The organism is Corynebacterium sp. KPL2734, assembly GCF_040225595.1.
Taxonomy (GTDB): domain Bacteria; phylum Actinomycetota; class Actinomycetes; order Mycobacteriales; family Mycobacteriaceae; genus Corynebacterium; species Corynebacterium rhinophilum.
The window spans coordinates 18,586-33,120 of record NZ_JBEHFO010000015.1; the positions used below are offsets into that span (position 1 = coordinate 18,586).

General features: G+C 60.7%; 15 protein-coding genes. 8 read left to right on the forward strand and 7 right to left on the reverse strand.

Features of this window, described 5'->3' with window-relative positions; all coding sequences use genetic code 11:
• Nucleotides 1-20: 20 nt before the first annotated feature.
• Nucleotides 21-1,277, reverse strand: a complete 1,257-nt coding sequence (gene serS / locus ABRP88_RS09150) for a serine--tRNA ligase (RefSeq protein WP_349837015.1) — start codon at nt 1,275-1,277, stop codon at nt 21-23.
• 65 nt (nt 1,278-1,342) lie between these two features.
• On the opposite strand from serS, the gene ABRP88_RS09155 reads away from it, so the two are divergent.
• The 3 genes from ABRP88_RS09155 to ABRP88_RS09165 are packed head-to-tail and all read left to right on the forward strand — an operon-like array spanning nt 1,343 to nt 3,517.
• On the forward strand, nt 1,343-2,092 hold the full coding sequence (locus ABRP88_RS09155) for a GntR family transcriptional regulator (protein WP_349837016.1): 750 nt from the start codon (nt 1,343-1,345) through the stop codon (nt 2,090-2,092).
• 27 nt (nt 2,093-2,119) lie between these two features.
• The gene (locus tag ABRP88_RS09160) at nt 2,120-3,169 is read left to right on the forward strand and encodes a septum formation family protein (RefSeq protein WP_349837017.1); all 1,050 of its coding nucleotides are present in this window, start codon (nt 2,120-2,122) and stop codon (nt 3,167-3,169) included.
• Entirely contained in the window at nt 3,170-3,517 is a 348-nt protein-coding gene (locus ABRP88_RS09165; protein ID WP_284771171.1) for a metallopeptidase family protein, read from the forward strand. It abuts the gene before it with no gap.
• On the opposite strand, the gene ABRP88_RS09170 is transcribed toward ABRP88_RS09165, so the two are convergent.
• Together ABRP88_RS09170 and pheA are read right to left on the reverse strand one after the other, a co-directional pair.
• Complete coding sequence (locus tag ABRP88_RS09170; protein WP_349837018.1) at nt 3,514-4,167, reverse strand: histidine phosphatase family protein; 654 nt, start codon at nt 4,165-4,167, stop codon at nt 3,514-3,516. The two genes, ABRP88_RS09165 and ABRP88_RS09170, sit on opposite strands and share 4 nt — an antisense overlap.
• Nucleotides 4,168-4,176: 9 nt before the next feature.
• Nucleotides 4,177-5,085, reverse strand: a complete 909-nt coding sequence (pheA, locus tag ABRP88_RS09175; RefSeq protein WP_349837019.1) for a prephenate dehydratase — start codon at nt 5,083-5,085, stop codon at nt 4,177-4,179.
• A gap of 33 nt (nt 5,086-5,118) precedes the next feature.
• Here pheA and ABRP88_RS09180 point away from each other — a divergent pair, with 33 nt between their 5' ends.
• From ABRP88_RS09180 to ABRP88_RS09190, 3 genes are read left to right on the forward strand one after another with little or no spacing between them, the layout of a single operon-like run.
• Complete coding sequence (locus ABRP88_RS09180) at nt 5,119-6,255, forward strand: amidase (RefSeq protein ID WP_349837020.1); 1,137 nt, start codon at nt 5,119-5,121, stop codon at nt 6,253-6,255.
• Nucleotides 6,252-6,962 carry a CPBP family intramembrane glutamic endopeptidase gene (locus ABRP88_RS09185; protein ID WP_349837021.1) on the forward strand — a complete coding sequence of 237 codons (711 nt, stop codon included), beginning with the start codon at nt 6,252-6,254 and terminating at the stop codon, nt 6,960-6,962. The genes ABRP88_RS09180 and ABRP88_RS09185 overlap by 4 nt, the downstream gene beginning before the upstream one ends.
• A gap of 59 nt (nt 6,963-7,021) precedes the next feature.
• Nucleotides 7,022-8,314, forward strand: a complete 1,293-nt coding sequence (locus tag ABRP88_RS09190; protein WP_349837022.1) for an LCP family protein — start codon at nt 7,022-7,024, stop codon at nt 8,312-8,314.
• Nucleotides 8,315-8,599: 285 nt separating this feature from the next.
• On the opposite strand, the gene ABRP88_RS09195 is transcribed toward ABRP88_RS09190, so the two are convergent.
• From ABRP88_RS09195 to ABRP88_RS09205, 3 genes are read right to left on the reverse strand one after another with little or no spacing between them, the layout of a single operon-like run.
• A complete protein-coding gene (locus ABRP88_RS09195; RefSeq protein ID WP_349837023.1) occupies nt 8,600-9,520 on the reverse strand; it encodes a DUF5926 family protein in 921 nt (306 codons plus the stop codon).
• Between the two features lie 20 nt (nt 9,521-9,540).
• Nucleotides 9,541-10,245: a glycerophosphodiester phosphodiesterase family protein gene (locus ABRP88_RS09200; protein ID WP_023024364.1), complete on the reverse strand. Its 705-nt coding sequence runs from the start codon at nt 10,243-10,245 to the stop codon at nt 9,541-9,543.
• Nucleotides 10,245-11,192 (reverse strand): L-lactate dehydrogenase, encoded by a 948-nt coding sequence (locus tag ABRP88_RS09205; RefSeq protein ID WP_005285324.1) that lies wholly within the window; start codon nt 11,190-11,192, stop codon nt 10,245-10,247. The genes ABRP88_RS09200 and ABRP88_RS09205 overlap by 1 nt, the downstream gene beginning before the upstream one ends.
• 87 nt (nt 11,193-11,279) lie before the next feature.
• On the opposite strand from ABRP88_RS09205, the gene ABRP88_RS09210 reads away from it, so the two are divergent.
• Nucleotides 11,280-13,022 carry an alpha/beta-hydrolase family protein gene (locus ABRP88_RS09210; protein WP_349837024.1) on the forward strand — a complete coding sequence of 581 codons (1,743 nt, stop codon included), beginning with the start codon at nt 11,280-11,282 and terminating at the stop codon, nt 13,020-13,022.
• Here the strand turns inward: ABRP88_RS09210 and msrA are convergent.
• A complete protein-coding gene (msrA, locus tag ABRP88_RS09215) occupies nt 13,019-13,666 on the reverse strand; it encodes a peptide-methionine (S)-S-oxide reductase MsrA (protein WP_284785859.1) in 648 nt (215 codons plus the stop codon). The genes ABRP88_RS09210 and msrA overlap by 4 nt on opposite strands.
• A 163-nt stretch (nt 13,667-13,829) precedes the next feature.
• On the opposite strand from msrA, the gene ABRP88_RS09220 reads away from it, so the two are divergent.
• Entirely contained in the window at nt 13,830-14,432 is a 603-nt protein-coding gene (locus tag ABRP88_RS09220) for a superoxide dismutase (protein ID WP_284771236.1), read from the forward strand.
• Nucleotides 14,433-14,535: the final 103 nt, after the last annotated feature.

The window sequence follows — 14,535 nt, forward strand, 5'->3', positions numbered from 1 at the left end:
CTTTGGGTTTGCTCCGCAGGCTACTGCGGCGTGAGAACATCCTTGCCCACGAATGGGCGCAGGGCCTCTGGAACAACGACGGAGCCATCGGCTTGTTGGTGGTTTTCCAAAATCGCCACGATCCAACGGGTAGTGGCCAGGGTGCCGTTCAAGGTGGCGGCTACCTGCGTCTTTCCGTTCTCATCGCGGTAGCGGGTAGATAGGCGGCGGGCCTGGAAGGTCGTGCAATTGGAGGTAGAGGTCAGCTCGCGGTAGGTACCTTGGGTTGGCACCCACGCCTCGTTATCGAATTTGCGGGCAGCCGAAGAGCCCAAGTCTCCGCCGGCGATATCGATGGTGCGGTACGGCAATTCCATCGCAGCCAGCATTTCCTTTTCCATAGCGAGGAGCTTTTGGTGCATGTCCTCGGCATCTTCCGGCTTGCAGTAGACAAACATTTCTAGCTTGTCGAATTGGTGCACGCGCAGGATGCCGCGGGTGTCCTTGCCGTGGGAACCAGCCTCACGGCGGAAGCAGGAGGACCAGCCAGCGTACTGCAAGGGGCCATTGGACAAATCGATAATCTCATCCTTGTGGTAGCCGGCCAAGGCTACCTCAGAGGTGCCCACGAGGTAGCGATCATCGGCCGGGAGGTAGTAGATCTCATCGGAGTGCTGGCCCAAAAAGCCCGTGCCGGCCATGATCTCTGGGCGCACCAGAACCGGCGGGATCATCAGCTGGAAGCCGGCTTCCCGTGCCTTCTGCGCCGCCAACATCAGCATGCCGAGCTGCAGGAAGGCGCCATCGCCGGTGAGGTAGTAGAAGCGGGCACCGCCGACCTTCGCACCGCGCTTGACGTCAATGAGCCCCAGGGACTCGCCGAGCTCAAGGTGGTCCTTTGGCTCGAAATCGAAGTGCGGGATCTCGCCTACTTCTTCAACGAGAACAAAGTCATCTTCGCCGCCGGCGGGCGCGCCTTCGACGACGTTATCGATCTTGTACTGCAGCTCTTCCACCGTGGCCTCAGCCGCGGACCGAGCCTCTTCTGCCTCTTTTACCTCGGCCTTGAGCTCATCTGCGCCTTCCAGCAACGCTGGGCGCTCATTTGGGGAGGCCTGACCAATCTTCTTACCCAGGGATTTCTGCTGGGAACGCACCTCGTCTGCCTTCTGGATGGCAGAGCGACGCTTCTCATCGGCTGCGAGGAGCTGATCCACGAGCGAGGGGTCTTCCCCACGGGTGACCTGAGAGGCGCGGACAACGTCTGGGTTTTCACGGAGTAGCTTGAGATCAATCACGGAACTGATTCTAGCGCACTGCCTTTGCCTTGCCGTGGTAATAACCAGCGAATTATTATGGAATCATGTCCTCCTTAGAATTGCCGGCCCGCGAGATTAGCGATGGCCCTACCCCCAAGCACGCCCAATTGCACGATATTCTGGAGGAATTATGTAATACCACCCTCAAACCCGGTGATATCCTCCCTGGTGAGAGGCTCTTGGAGGAGACCTACGGTGTCTCCCGCATTACGGTGCGCCGAGCCATCGGGGATCTCGTTACCGCCGGTAAATTGCGCCGCGTGCGCGGAAAGGGCACGTTCGTTGCCCCCAACCCCTTGGTATCGCGCCTGCACCTGGCCTCCTTTTCCGATGAAATGAGCGCCCAGGACGTGGTGGCCTCCTCCAAGATTCTCAACAGCGGCCGCGCTAGCGCACCGGAGGCGGCCACCAGCTTCTTTGGCACCCCTGCCACAGAGGAACAGATTCATTTGCGCCGGCTGCGCTTGGGCGATGGCGAGCCTTATTCCATCGATGACGGCTGGTACAACTCCACCTTTGCGCCGAGCCTGCTGGAAAATGACACCTATAACTCGGTGTACTCGATTTTGGATAATACGTTTGGCGTCCCCATCACGGACGCGGACCAGACCGTATCCGCCATTGCCGCCAATGAGGAGATTGCGCCGCTTCTCGATGTCCCCGTGGGTTCCCCCCTGCTGCACATCGTGCGCTGCTCGCGTTCGGGGGATAAGCCCGTGGAATGGTGTTCCTCGGTCTACCGCACCGATAGGTATCACCTGAATACCCGCGTTTCCCGGGATACCTCAATCTAGAAAAGACCCTGCTTAAGGGGTAAGATAATGGGCCTTATGAAGAAATCACCTGCGTGGCGTTCCGCTGTGGCCGTCCAGATTGCCTTGATCTCAGCAATCGCGGCGGCCGTTTTCATGGGCATCTACGGCATTGTCAGCAACCACGGCTCCAACGGGTCCGATAATACGGCCGCGTCCGAGCAGTCCTCTGAAGGCGGTGCGGATGGCTCGGGATCTTCCGATCCCAAAACGGAGCCTTTTACCTCCGCTTCCGCCGGATCCTGCGTGACGTGGGATATCAACGAGGATGGTTCTGCCGCTTCCTTCAAGGAGGTGGAATGCTCCGAGCAGCACCGCTTCGAGGTCTCCACCGTGGAGGATCTCAGCGTCTACCCCACCAGTGAATTCGGCCCGGATGCCTCGCGGCCCGCGCTTACCCGCCAGCACCAGCTGCGCGATGAGCTCTGTGAATCCGCCACGGTGAGCTACCTGCACAGCAAGTGGGATCCGCACGGCAAATACGATATTGCCTCCATCCTGCCGCCGGAATCCGCGTGGAATAACGGTGACCGCACCCTGCTGTGTGGCCTACAAACCACCGATGATCACGGCGTACCGCAGTTGACCACCGGCAATGTCGAGGCCTCCGAGCAGGCCAATCTGGCTAAGCCGGGCGAGTGCTTAGCCATCGATGATCAGCAGGTACCGCACGTCGTGGACTGCGGCCAGCCACACCAGTTGGAGACAGTATCCGTCATCGACTTGGGCAAGAAATTCCCCGACGCGTACCCGGATGGCAAGGAGATGGATAAATTCCTCTCGGATACCTGCACGGCCGCCGCCGAGGACTACCTGGGTGGGGAGGAGCAGCTCTACCAATCCACGTTGCAGCCGTTCTGGGGAACCGTGTCTGAAGAGTCCTGGAATGGCGGTACCAAGTCCGTGAACTGCTCGCTCGTCCACGCCCGCGATGATGGCGGCTTTTCCTCCATCACTGGCACCGCCACCGGTGGCCGCCAAGCGCTATCCATCGATGGCAACCCGCCGGAGGAGCGCCCAGAGCGCAACCCGATTCGCGATAATAAGCCGGCACCGTAAATGTATTCCGTTTCGGAAGAGCGCTTCGAGGAGATGGTCAATGACGCCCTCGATCAGGTGCCCGATGAATTCGTGCGCAAGATGCGCAACCTAGTGATCATGGTGGAAGAGGAAAACCCCGATGATCCCACCTTGCTGGGGCTCTATGAGGGCGTGGCCCTACCCCAGCGCACATTTGACCACACCGGGTATTTGCCCGATGCGATCTTCATCTACCGCAACACTCTGCAGCGCTGGAGTACGTCCGAAGAAGACTTGGCCGAGCAGGTCAAGGTCACGGTCTTCCACGAGCTAGGCCATTACTTTGGCATGGAAGAACACGAACTGCACCAGCTGGGCTGGGGTTAGAGATCGATATCGGCCCAGCGGGTAAGCGTCCATTCGCCGAATTTCTTGCCACGCGGCTCCATCACGGTAAAGCGGCAATTGGGCATATAGCCGGTATAGGCAAAGTCCGCATCCGCGCCGGTAGCGTGCTTGGTTACCACCCGGATGGCGGCGCCGTGGCTGACGAGGATGACATCGCGGTCATCGGCAAGCTGCGCCGCAATCTCTTCCAACGCGGGCTGGAAACGCGCAAGCACGTCCTGAAGCCGCTCGCCGCCTTCCATGGCGGCCTGGCTATCGCCATAGCACCAGCCGCGCATGGCCGTATCGTGGCTGCGGTGGGCGGCCTCGCTGGCATCGAGCTCCCAATCGCCGGCGAAAATCTCCTGCACATTCGGGATGACATCGATGGGAATGGAAAAGCGCGGCAGGCCCCGCTCCTGTTCAAAGGCGCGCGCCGCCAAGGTGGCGGTCTGCTGCGCCCGCAGCGCAATCGAGCACTTGAATTCGACCTCGCGCTCGCCCACAAAACCCGCTAGTTCCCGGCCCACCTCCGTGGCCTGGTTGCGCCCCAGATCCGTAAGCTCCGCGCCCGGCGGGCGGGTATCAAGCAGCCGGGAGACGTTGGAATGGGTTTGGCCATGGCGCAGCAGGATGATTCTTCCAGTCATGCGTCCAGATTATTGACCTCTGCGCGCCCTCGCCACCCAGGCATCCGCCTCTGCCAAGTCCCGCGGCGGGTGGCCAGCGGGCGTCGCGGTGGGCCAGGAGCCCAAAAAGCGCAGTTCCTCCGCCCGCAACCACACCGCGCGCAGGGCCTCAGCAACCGGCTGGTCATCGATGTGCCCAATCAAGTCCACATAGAAGCGGTAGTTACCAAAGGTTTGGCGCGTCGGCCGCGACTCAATCCGGGAGAGATCCACCCCACGGTAGGCAAAATCTTGCAGGGCCCCCACCAGGGTTCCCGGCTGGTTGGGCAGGGTGAAAATGACGCTGGTGCGGTCCTGGCCGGTGCGCGCGGTCGGGCGCCCCGGCAGGCCCACCAACACGAAGCGGGTGGCCGCGCCCTGCACGTCGGCCACGCCGCTCGCGCTGGTTTCTAGGCCGAAGATTTCTGCCGCCCGCGCTGGCGCCGCCGCAGCGTCGGCCTCCCCGCGCGCTACGGCCTGCGCCGCCGCCGCATTCGAACTAGCCGGCACGAATTCCACGCCCGGTGCGTTCTCCGCTACCCAGCCGCGGATTTGTTGGAAGGCCACCGGATGCGTGCTCAGGCGCGTGATGTCTTTCGTTCCCGGCCTTGTCATGATGCTGAAGGTAACGGGGATATCTACCTCGCGGTAAATCTGTACGGGATCGCCTTCTACCAGTGCATCAAAGGTCGTCGTCACCGCTCCATCCACGGAATTTTCGATGGCGACGCAGGCATAATCGGCCTGCCCGGCGCGCACCGCCGCCACCGCCGCCGATGGCGAGTCCACCGGCAGGGTCTCCACGGTCTCCCCGCGCGCTTCCCACTCGGCGGCGAATTTGTGCACGGCGGCCTCAGTGAACGTACCGGCGGGGCCTAAGAAAGCGATGGTTGTAGTCATGCCCGTCACCTTAGCCCACTAGACTGGTGCGCCATGGACTTTTCCATAGAACGACTGCGCGCAGAGGTGCAGGGCATGGGCCCTGCAGAACACGGTTTTACCTACCTGGATCTGCAGCGCACCCCCACCCGCACCGGCCGACTGCGCGGGTGGGTCCTGTCTGCAAAGGATCTCAACGATGTCGCGGGCATGCCCACCACTTTGGGCAATGCCAAGCGCACGTACTATCCCGCAGGCAGCGAGCCGTTCATCGCGACATTGGAAAAGCAGGGCGCGACGTTCATTGGCAAGTCCTCCACCCCGGAGTTGGGCTTGCGCGTCGATACGGAGCCTGTGGATCTTCCCCACCCCGATAATCCCCTTTATCCAGGCCGCACCCCGGGCGGATCTTCCGGCGGCGCGGCCGTCCAGGTAGCCCGCGGCCTCGTGCGCGCGGCCCAGGCCAGCGATGGCGGCGGTTCTATTCGCGTTCCCGCCGCGGCCTGCGGGGTCGTGGGGTTTAAGCCTGCGGGCAGCAACCTCGGCACGGAGGGGTTTATTACCCGCACCGTGGCCGATAATGCGTTCCTGCACGGCTACCGCATGATCACCCCGCGCGCCCGCATTGGGCTCTTGCTGGAGCCGCTTTTTGCCGCGACCCGGGTGGAAGCCCACCACCTGCGGGCGGCGCGCGAGGCCGCGGATCGGCTGCACGCGGCGGGGTTCGAGGTCGTCCCCATTGCGCCGTATCCGCAGGCAGCGGCCACGTTTGCGCACTTCCGCGAGATTTTTACCTCCCGGTTTGTGGGGCTGCCGCAGGCAGAGGGCTACGCGGCTTGGGTGGCCCAGCAAGGTGCTACCGTATCCGCCGCCGAGCTAAGCGCGGCGCAGCGCCATGTCCGCCACCTCCCAGAGCTCTTGGCGCAGCAGTGGCGGGTCGATGCCGTTATCACGCCCATGCTCACCGCGGATCCGCCGCCGCGGGGGTATTTCCTGTCCCTTCCGCACGCGGAAAATTTCGACGCTCAAACGCGCTGGTCCCCCTGGGCCTCGCTGTTTAATATGGCCCAATTGCCCGCCATTTCCGTTCCTTGGGCCATCCCCGCGCACCCGCCCGTCGGCGTGCATGTGGGAGGCATTACGCTTTCCGATGCCCAACTTTTAGGCCTCGCCCACATCCTGCACCCATGACCAAGAACCTCCGCGCCGAGCTACTCATCGTCCTGACCCTGACCTTTGGTATTTCCGGGGTCCGGGCGGTACTGCGGCTTATCAATTCACTGGCCGCCCCGCAGTCGCTCAATGAGCAATCCGTCACACTCAACTCCAGCCAATCCAGCCTGGCGTGGGTGGATTTGGGCCTGCAATTGTGCTCGGCGGCGGTCCTTTTTGCCTATGGTGCGCTAGCACTTTTCCTGCTGGCACAAGACCACATTAAACCGGCCGCCTACCGCGCCTCTGATTGGTTGCACGGCGCGGGACTCGCCGCGCTCATCGGCATCCCGGGCCTAGTTTTATATTTCGTCGCGGTGCAGTTTGGCTGGAGCAAAGAGGTCATCCCCGGTGACTTCGACAATGCGTGGTTAGAAATCCCGGTATCCCTCATCAAGGCCGCCGCCAATGCCTTTGCAGAAGAGACCGTGGTGGTCATGTGGCTGATGACCAGGCTGCGCCAGGCGCGCTGGTCGCTGCCGGCCGCCTTGGCGGCAAGTTCCATCCTGCGCGGTTCATATCACCTGTACCAGGGGGTATCGGCCGGCTTTGGCAATATCATCATGGGCATAATCTACGGCTACTACTATCACCGCACCGGCCGCGTGTGGCCGCTTGTCATCGCGCACTTTCTTATCGATGCCATCGCTTTCCTCGGTTATTCCTTCGGCCTTTCTGTACTTTAAGTGTGGCTTGCTCGCGGAGAAAGCGGGGGAATTGGCCGGCGCCTTGTAAGGTATAGCGCATGACTGAATCAGGACGAGATCCGCATCGGGAGGTGCGCCGCGCTGGCGATAGCTCATCCAGTGAGTTCGTCCTTGGGGCCGATGGCCGTCCCCTCAAGGACCGCTACGGTCGGCCCATTCGCCACCGGCCGCGCACGAATCGTGCCGAACCGCAGCAACACATCCCGCGCCAGGAAACCCCTACCCGCTACCCCAGCCAGTACCGGGCCAAGCAGCGTTCCGCGCAGCAACCACCGCAGCGGTCACAACAGCCACAGCAACGGCCGCCACGGCGACCACAACGATCGCAGCCGCAATCGCCGCAGCAGTTGCAACAGCGCTACCAGCCACAGCAAGCGCAGCAACCGCCCCGCCACCATTCCAAGCCACACAGTCGCCGGAAAAAGACCAATCCAGTCAAACGATTCTTTGGCTGCGCCGGCATCTTTGTCCTCTTCGTCGTGGTGTGCAGCCTCATCTTCGCACTGTGGGCCGATACGCGCCTGACCCGCGTGGATGCCCTCCCGGATGAGCAGGTGGCCAATACCTCCGGCACCAATTGGCTGTTGGTGGGATCCGATTCCCGCCAGGGCCTGTCCGAAGAGGAGCAACAAGCGCTCGGCACCGGTGGCGATGTGGGCGAGGGACGCACCGATACCATCATGCTCCTGCATATCCCGCGCTCCGGCCAAGCCCAACTGGTCTCCATTCCACGCGATAGCTACGTGGAAGTACCCGGCTTCGGCATGGATAAGATCAACGCCGCTTTTGCCTACGGCGGGCCAAAGCTCTTAGCACAAACCGTGGAGGGTAATACTGGCCTGCACATTGACCACTATGCCGAAATCGGTATGGGTGGTTTGGCCAATGTGGTCGATTCCGTCGGTGGCGTCGATATCTGCGTGCCAGAGCCCATTAATGACCCGCTGGCGGGCATCGATCTGCAGGAAGGCTGCCAGAAGCTAGAGGGCAGCGATGCGCTGGGTTATGTGCGCACCCGCGCCACCGCGATGGGCGATCTCGACCGCGTGCAGCGCCAGCGCGAGTTCTTCGCGGCGCTCCTAGATAAGATCACGTCCCCGGCCACGCTAATTAACCCCTTCCGGTCTATTTCCCTGATTAACCACACCGCCTCCTCTTTCATCGTGGGCGATGGCGACCACGTATGGCACCTGGCCCGCGTGGCGCTCGCGATGGGCTCCGGCGTGGATACGGAAACCGTCCCCATCGGCGGGTTCCAGGACACCGTCGTGGGCAATGTCGTGCTCTGGGACGATGAAGGCGCCCAACAGCTCTGGGACTCCATGAAATAGGACTGAACTCAATCTTCGTATCGGAAAAACGTTATTGAGAAACTAGCAAGTGTGGTTGCGATGAAGAATTCAGGGTGAATTCTCCATTCCACAGGATCCATAGAGAACATCCTAATTATGCCAAGCATGAAGACTATTGCGCTGGCGGCTGCGAGAGCCCAGGCTATGCGCCGAGGCCCTGAGTTTTTCTTGTTCATACCTTGACCCGTCCTAGCTAGATTGCGAAGAAAGCGGCCCTTTCCTCCTCGTCTTTTCGAGGTAAAGGGCCGCTTTGGTGTGGTGCATTTAGCGCAACGTCACCTGGCGGGACTTGATGTTTTCTAGCTGCTTGCGCTCTTCTGCGTTCAATTGCGCATCATTGGAGATTTCTTCTTCCAAGGCCTTGTCCACGCCCGCGAGCTTGTCCTCATAAGAGGAGTAATCAACCTCAGGCTGCACGTCAAAGACGGGAGCGATGAGGCCGTGGGTGCGGAATACTCCGGCAAACTTGGTGTCCTCGCCCAGGTTCAGCTCGCCGCGCGCGGCGACTCGCGCCAAGGCGTTGAGGAACGCGGCCTCATCGTCGTTCGGGCGCACCCAGCGCACGTGCGCTTTGCCGCCGCCGGCATTGGCCCAAAAGGCGGTGCCGGTAATGTCATTGCCCACCTGGTGGGATTCGATGACCGAGTCATTGGCGGCGCGCATGGACTGCGATACCTCAGGGGTGACCTGCGAGCCTTCCGGGATCCACCAGCTGAAGTCCTGGTGGACTTCGATGTCGAGGGTGGTTGCGGCATCGATAAGCTCACTAAGCTCCGGCTGCGAGCCATCGGCCGCGGTCGATTCCAGGGTCGAGCCTGGCTCGTTGTTCTTTACCCAGTTCAGGGCGAAGGCCAGATCCCGGCCGGGGTTATGAGTATGGGACTGCACCTGCAGTGCCACAAAAGCATCGCCGCCGAATTCCTCATCGCGGATCAGCGCCGCGGTGGCGCCCGGGAGGACGGTAGAGACGTAGACGTTCCTATCGCAGCCCTTCACGTCGAGCTTCGCAAAAGCGGAGGGCACGAACTCTTGCATGGCAACGAGGGAAGCCTCCGCCGCAAGGCCGCTATAGGGGCGCGGGTCCTTTTCTAGGGCGGCGCGCTCTTTGGCGCGGGCAGCAAGCTTCGCCTGACGGCGGGACATGCCCTCAGGCAGGTCTTCTTGTTTCTTTTTCTTCTTGGCCATGCCTCCAAGATACCTGCTTTCTACAGCTCAATAGCGCGCAGGGCCACCTCCGGCTGATTGGTGGCAAGCATGTCCACGCCATTGGACCAAGCCCACTTCATGTCCTCCGGCTTATCAACGGTCCACATATACGTGGGCAAACCCTGCGCACCGATAATCGCCGCCTGCATCTTGGCGCGCAGCAGGGAAACCCCCAGGGCGCTCGGGCGCGACCACATGAAATCCGAGCGATTAAAATGGCGTTCCCAGTCTCGGCGCAGGTAAATGCGGTCAATATGCGGTGCCAAAATTTTCATGCGCCGGATGGCCTTATGGGAAAAGGAAATAACGTGCATGCGCGGATCCTCATCGAGCCCGGCGGCGCGCAGCCGTTCCATGACCCGCTTTTCCAAGGCACTACCTTGCCCGGAGGGGTGCTTGGTTTCAATATAAAGGTGGTGGGGCTTGTCCCCCAGCATGGCCAGGAGGTCATCGAGAAGCATCATGCGCTGTCCCTTGCCAATGTCGACCTCGCTCAGCTCCCGCCAGTCCATCGCCGAAACTCGCCCGGCGCGCCCCGTCGTTCGCTCCAAGGTGGGATCGTGCTGGACTACCACCTTGCCATCGCGGCTTAACCGCACATCGCACTCCACGCCATGGATAGGAAGCTCCATGGCCTTTTCAAAAGCTAAGGGGGATAGCTCCGGGTATTTTCCGGAATATCCCCTATGCGCGACGATGTGCACTAGCCAAAGAACTTTTCTTTGATGTCATTGAGCGTCTTGGCAGAAGCGTCGAAACGCTCCTTTTCGTGCTCGTTGAGCTGCAGTTCTACTGGGCGCACGATGCCGGTGCGGTTCACGATGGCCGCGGTGCCGATGTAGAGGTCCTCCACGCCGTACTCGCCCTGCAGGTAAGCAGAGACGGGAAGCGCCACGTCCTGGTTCTGGATGATCGCGGCGGTAATGCGTGCAAGCCCCATGCCGATGCCGTAGGAGGTCGAGCCCTTTGCATCGATAATGGAGTAGGCGGCGTCGCGGGTTTCTTCAAAGATCTTTTCAATGCGCTCGGCGTATTCCGGATCCTTTTCCAGCTTCTGCGAAAGCGGCACACCGGCAACATTCGCGGTGGAGACGGCCGGTAGCTCAGAATCGCCGTGCTCACCAATGATGTAAGCGTGTACGGACTTCGGTGCCACGCCTTCCAATTCACCCAGCATGTAGCGGAAGCGCGCGGAGTCCAGAATCGTACCGGAGCCGATGACCCGCTTGTGGTCAAAGCCGGAGGCCTTCCATACCGCGTAGGTCAGGATATCGACCGGGTTGGAGGCGACTAGGAAGATGCCGTCGAAGTCATTAGCAATGACATCCGCGACGATGCTGTTCATGATCTTGACGTTCTTATCCACCAGGTCAAGGCGGGTTTCACCGGGCTTTTGGGCAGCGCCGGCACAGATGACGACCATGTCAGCGTCCGCGCAATCCGCGTAGGTGCCCTTGGTGACGCGGGTGCGCTGTGGCGACCAGACTACGCCGTGGTTGAGGTCCATGACATTGCCTTCCAGCTTCCGCTCATCGATGTCGATGATGGCCAGGTGGTCGACGATGCTCTGGTTGACCAGTGCGTAGGCGTAAGCGACTCCCACGTCACCCGCGCCAATGAGAACGACTTTATTTCCTACATGCTTTGCCATAACCCCATTGTGCAACGCTTAGCGGGGTTTTGCATGCGGATTGTTTCACACTGCGCAACGGAACATGTTCTGGGATAATGGGCAACCATGAAACGCGCCTTCAGCCGCGCTGCACTAATTTCTCTTGGCGTAGTCGCGGATCTCACGCCCGTCGTCCGCATGACCAGCCGACAAACGTTGCCGCCTCATATGTCGGCCGGAATTTTAGGCGCAGAGCTGGCCACGTGGGCCGCGGTATCCCCGTCCTTGCTGCCCCGCCCGTGGTGGGTAACGGCGGCAAATGTATCTATCGGGCAGGCCATCGGGCACCTCGGGGCGGCCTCGACGAGCTTTGTGCTCAACCGGCTGGGCAAACGCCCGCAAGACCGTTTGGGCCCGCAGCACCGCCAAATCTTGCACTTAGCTATTGGCGCCGGCACCGCCTTCAACGCGGCGCTCTCGCTGCGCAACCAGGAAAAGCAGGCAGGTCTGGTCAATAAGCAACTGGTTCGCGGTCCGGCTACCGCGGCCATCGGCCTAGCCGCCGGCACCGCCGGATACGGCGCCCTGCTCTTGGTAGGCGAGGCCGCACAACTAACCGTGACCAAGTTATCGCGTCAATTGGGTCGCTGGGTTCCAGCACTCGTGGCCTGGCCGGTCGTCACCGCAGGTCTAACCTTGGCCGCGGTGGGGCTATCGGACCGCGTGGTATTCCGTCGCTGGATCCGTTCGCTCTCCCACAAGGCACAGCGCTTAAATAAGCAAATCTTTCCCGGCACGTCGATGCCCTGGGAGCCGGAGCGCTCCGGCAGCCCATGGTCACTTGAACCTTGGTCCGCGCTGGGGCAACAAGGGCGGCGTTTTGTCTCTAACGGTCCGCGCGCCCGCGATATTCGCAGCATCACCGGCGCTCCCGCCAAAGAACCCATCCGCATTTATGCCGGCTATATCCCAGGGCGCTCCTTTGCCCAAGCGGCGAAGAAGGTGCGCTCAGAATTGCAGCGCACCGGTGCGCTGCGCCGGGATACCATCGTCATTCAGATGCCCGCGGGATCCGGGTGGATTAATAACTGGGGCGCGAGCTCCTATGAGTTTTTAACTGCCGGTGATTGCGTCACCGTCACCATGCAGTATTCCTATCTGCCCTCGGTTTTTGCCTACCTCGTGGATAAAAACGCGCCCAAGCGCGCCGCCGCCGAGCTCATTTCCGTGGTGCAAGAAGAAATTGACAAGCTCCCAGAAGAAGACCGCCCGCGTCTCTACCTTGCGGGAGAATCCCTGGGCGCCTACGCCATTATGGAAAACTTCCAGAACAAGGAAGAACTTCTCGCCGCCTGCAGCGGCGCGGTCTTTTCTGGCCCGCCGCGGATGACGCGCTTTACCCAGCGCCTGCGCCGCGATATCGGCTCGCTCGAGCGACTTCCCGTCATCGATGGCGGGCAACACGTCCGCTTTGTTGCCCAACCGGAGCACTCGCGCCGCGATGCCTTTGGCAACGATTTTTCCTCGAGCTGGCGCCGGCCCCGCGTGCTCATTGCCCAGCATGCCTCCGATGCCATCGTGTGGTGGGGCCTAAACCTAATGTTCCGCCGCCCCACCTGGATGCATGAACCCCAACCGGAAACACTCCGGGCGGATACGCTCCGCCACCTGCGCTGGGCGCCGTTTATTACTTGGTGGCAGATTGGCCTAGACCAGATCAACTCCCTAAACGTCCCTGGTGGCCACGGGCATAACTATTTTCAGGAGATGCTCTGGTACTGGAACGAGGTCCTAGGCTCCCAATCGCGCCTGAACCTCACTCCAAAATTAGCCGGAAAAATCGCCGGATTTATCCGCCTCGACGCTTAATCGCACTTCACACCGGTGCTGTGGTGCGGGCAGTACCCGTTCGGCACCTTGTGCAGGTACTGCTGGTGCTCGTCTTCGGCCAGGTAGTACTCGCCAGAGTCCGTATCAGCTAAGCGCTTTACTTCGGTCGTGGTTTCCCCAAAGCCAAATTCTTTGAGCTTATCCGCGTAGCTATCCACGATTTTTTGGATCTCGTCCCGCTCTTCTTCGGTGCGGGGATAAAACGCGGAACGGTACTGCGTGCCCACGTCATTTCCTTGGCGGAAGCCCTGCGTCGGATCGTGGGCTTCCAATGCCTTCACCACGAGCTCGCGCAAGGAGATCTTCTCTGGGTCGTAGGTAACTTCCACGGTTTCTGCATGGTTGGTTTGCCCGCGGCAGACCTCGTAATACGTGGGGTTCGGGGTGGTGCCGCCGGCGTAGCCCACGGATGTGGACTCGACGCCATCGGTCTCCCAAAACATCTTTTCCGCACCCCAGAAACAGCCCAGGGCAATCAAAATCGATTTCTGGCCGTCCTTCCACGGGCCGGTAATTGGGGTATTCAGCACCGCGTGCGGGGCGGGGTCCAAGACCGGCTCGCTGCGGCCCGGCAATGCATCTTCCGCAGCCACCATCTTCGGTTCTGGTTTAAACATCCACATCAGTTAAAGCTCCTTTCTCCATTTCCCTAATAACGTTGTACTGGGCAAATAGATTCCCGGGCCACTAAATATTCGCTGTAATTGCAGATTTCAAATTAATCATGGCGAAATCTTTCGATCGTGCCTATCATCGGGACACGTACCCGAAGAAAGGATTACACAAATGGCTGTTTACGAACTTCCTGACCTCCCATACGCATACGATGCACTGGAGCCACACATCTCCGCAGAGATTATGGAGCTCCACCACGACAAGCACCACGCAACCTACGTGAAGGGTGCTAACGCTGCCCTCGAGGCACTGGAAGAAGAGCGCAACGGCGAGGCTAACCCAGACCGTATCCGCGCCCTGTCCAAGAACTTGGCATTCAACCTGGGTGGCCACACCAACCACTCCATCTTCTGGAAGAACCTGTCCCCGAACGGTGGCGGCCAGCCCACCGGCGAGCTGGCAGAGGCCATCGACCGCGACTTCGGTTCCTTCGAGAAGTTCCAGGCACACTTCGCTGGTGCCGCTACCTCCCTCCAGGGTTCCGGCTGGGCAGTGCTGGGTTACGACCACATCGCTGACCGCCTGATCATCGAGCAGCTCACCGACCAGCAGGGCAACGTTTCCGTTGACTTCACCCCGCTGCTCATGCTCGATATGTGGGAGCACGCTTACTACCTGCAGTACAAGAACGTGAAGGCTGACTACGTCAAGGCCGCATGGAACGTCTTCAACTGGGACGACGTTGCAGAGCGTTTCGCTGCAGCTAAGAAGTAACTTTTAACTTAGTTACTTTCTGCCGCCTTTCCTTACTGGAAGGGCGGCATTTTTATGTTTGCGCTAACCCCATCAAGGGTGTGGCGCAATTTACACCGCCGCC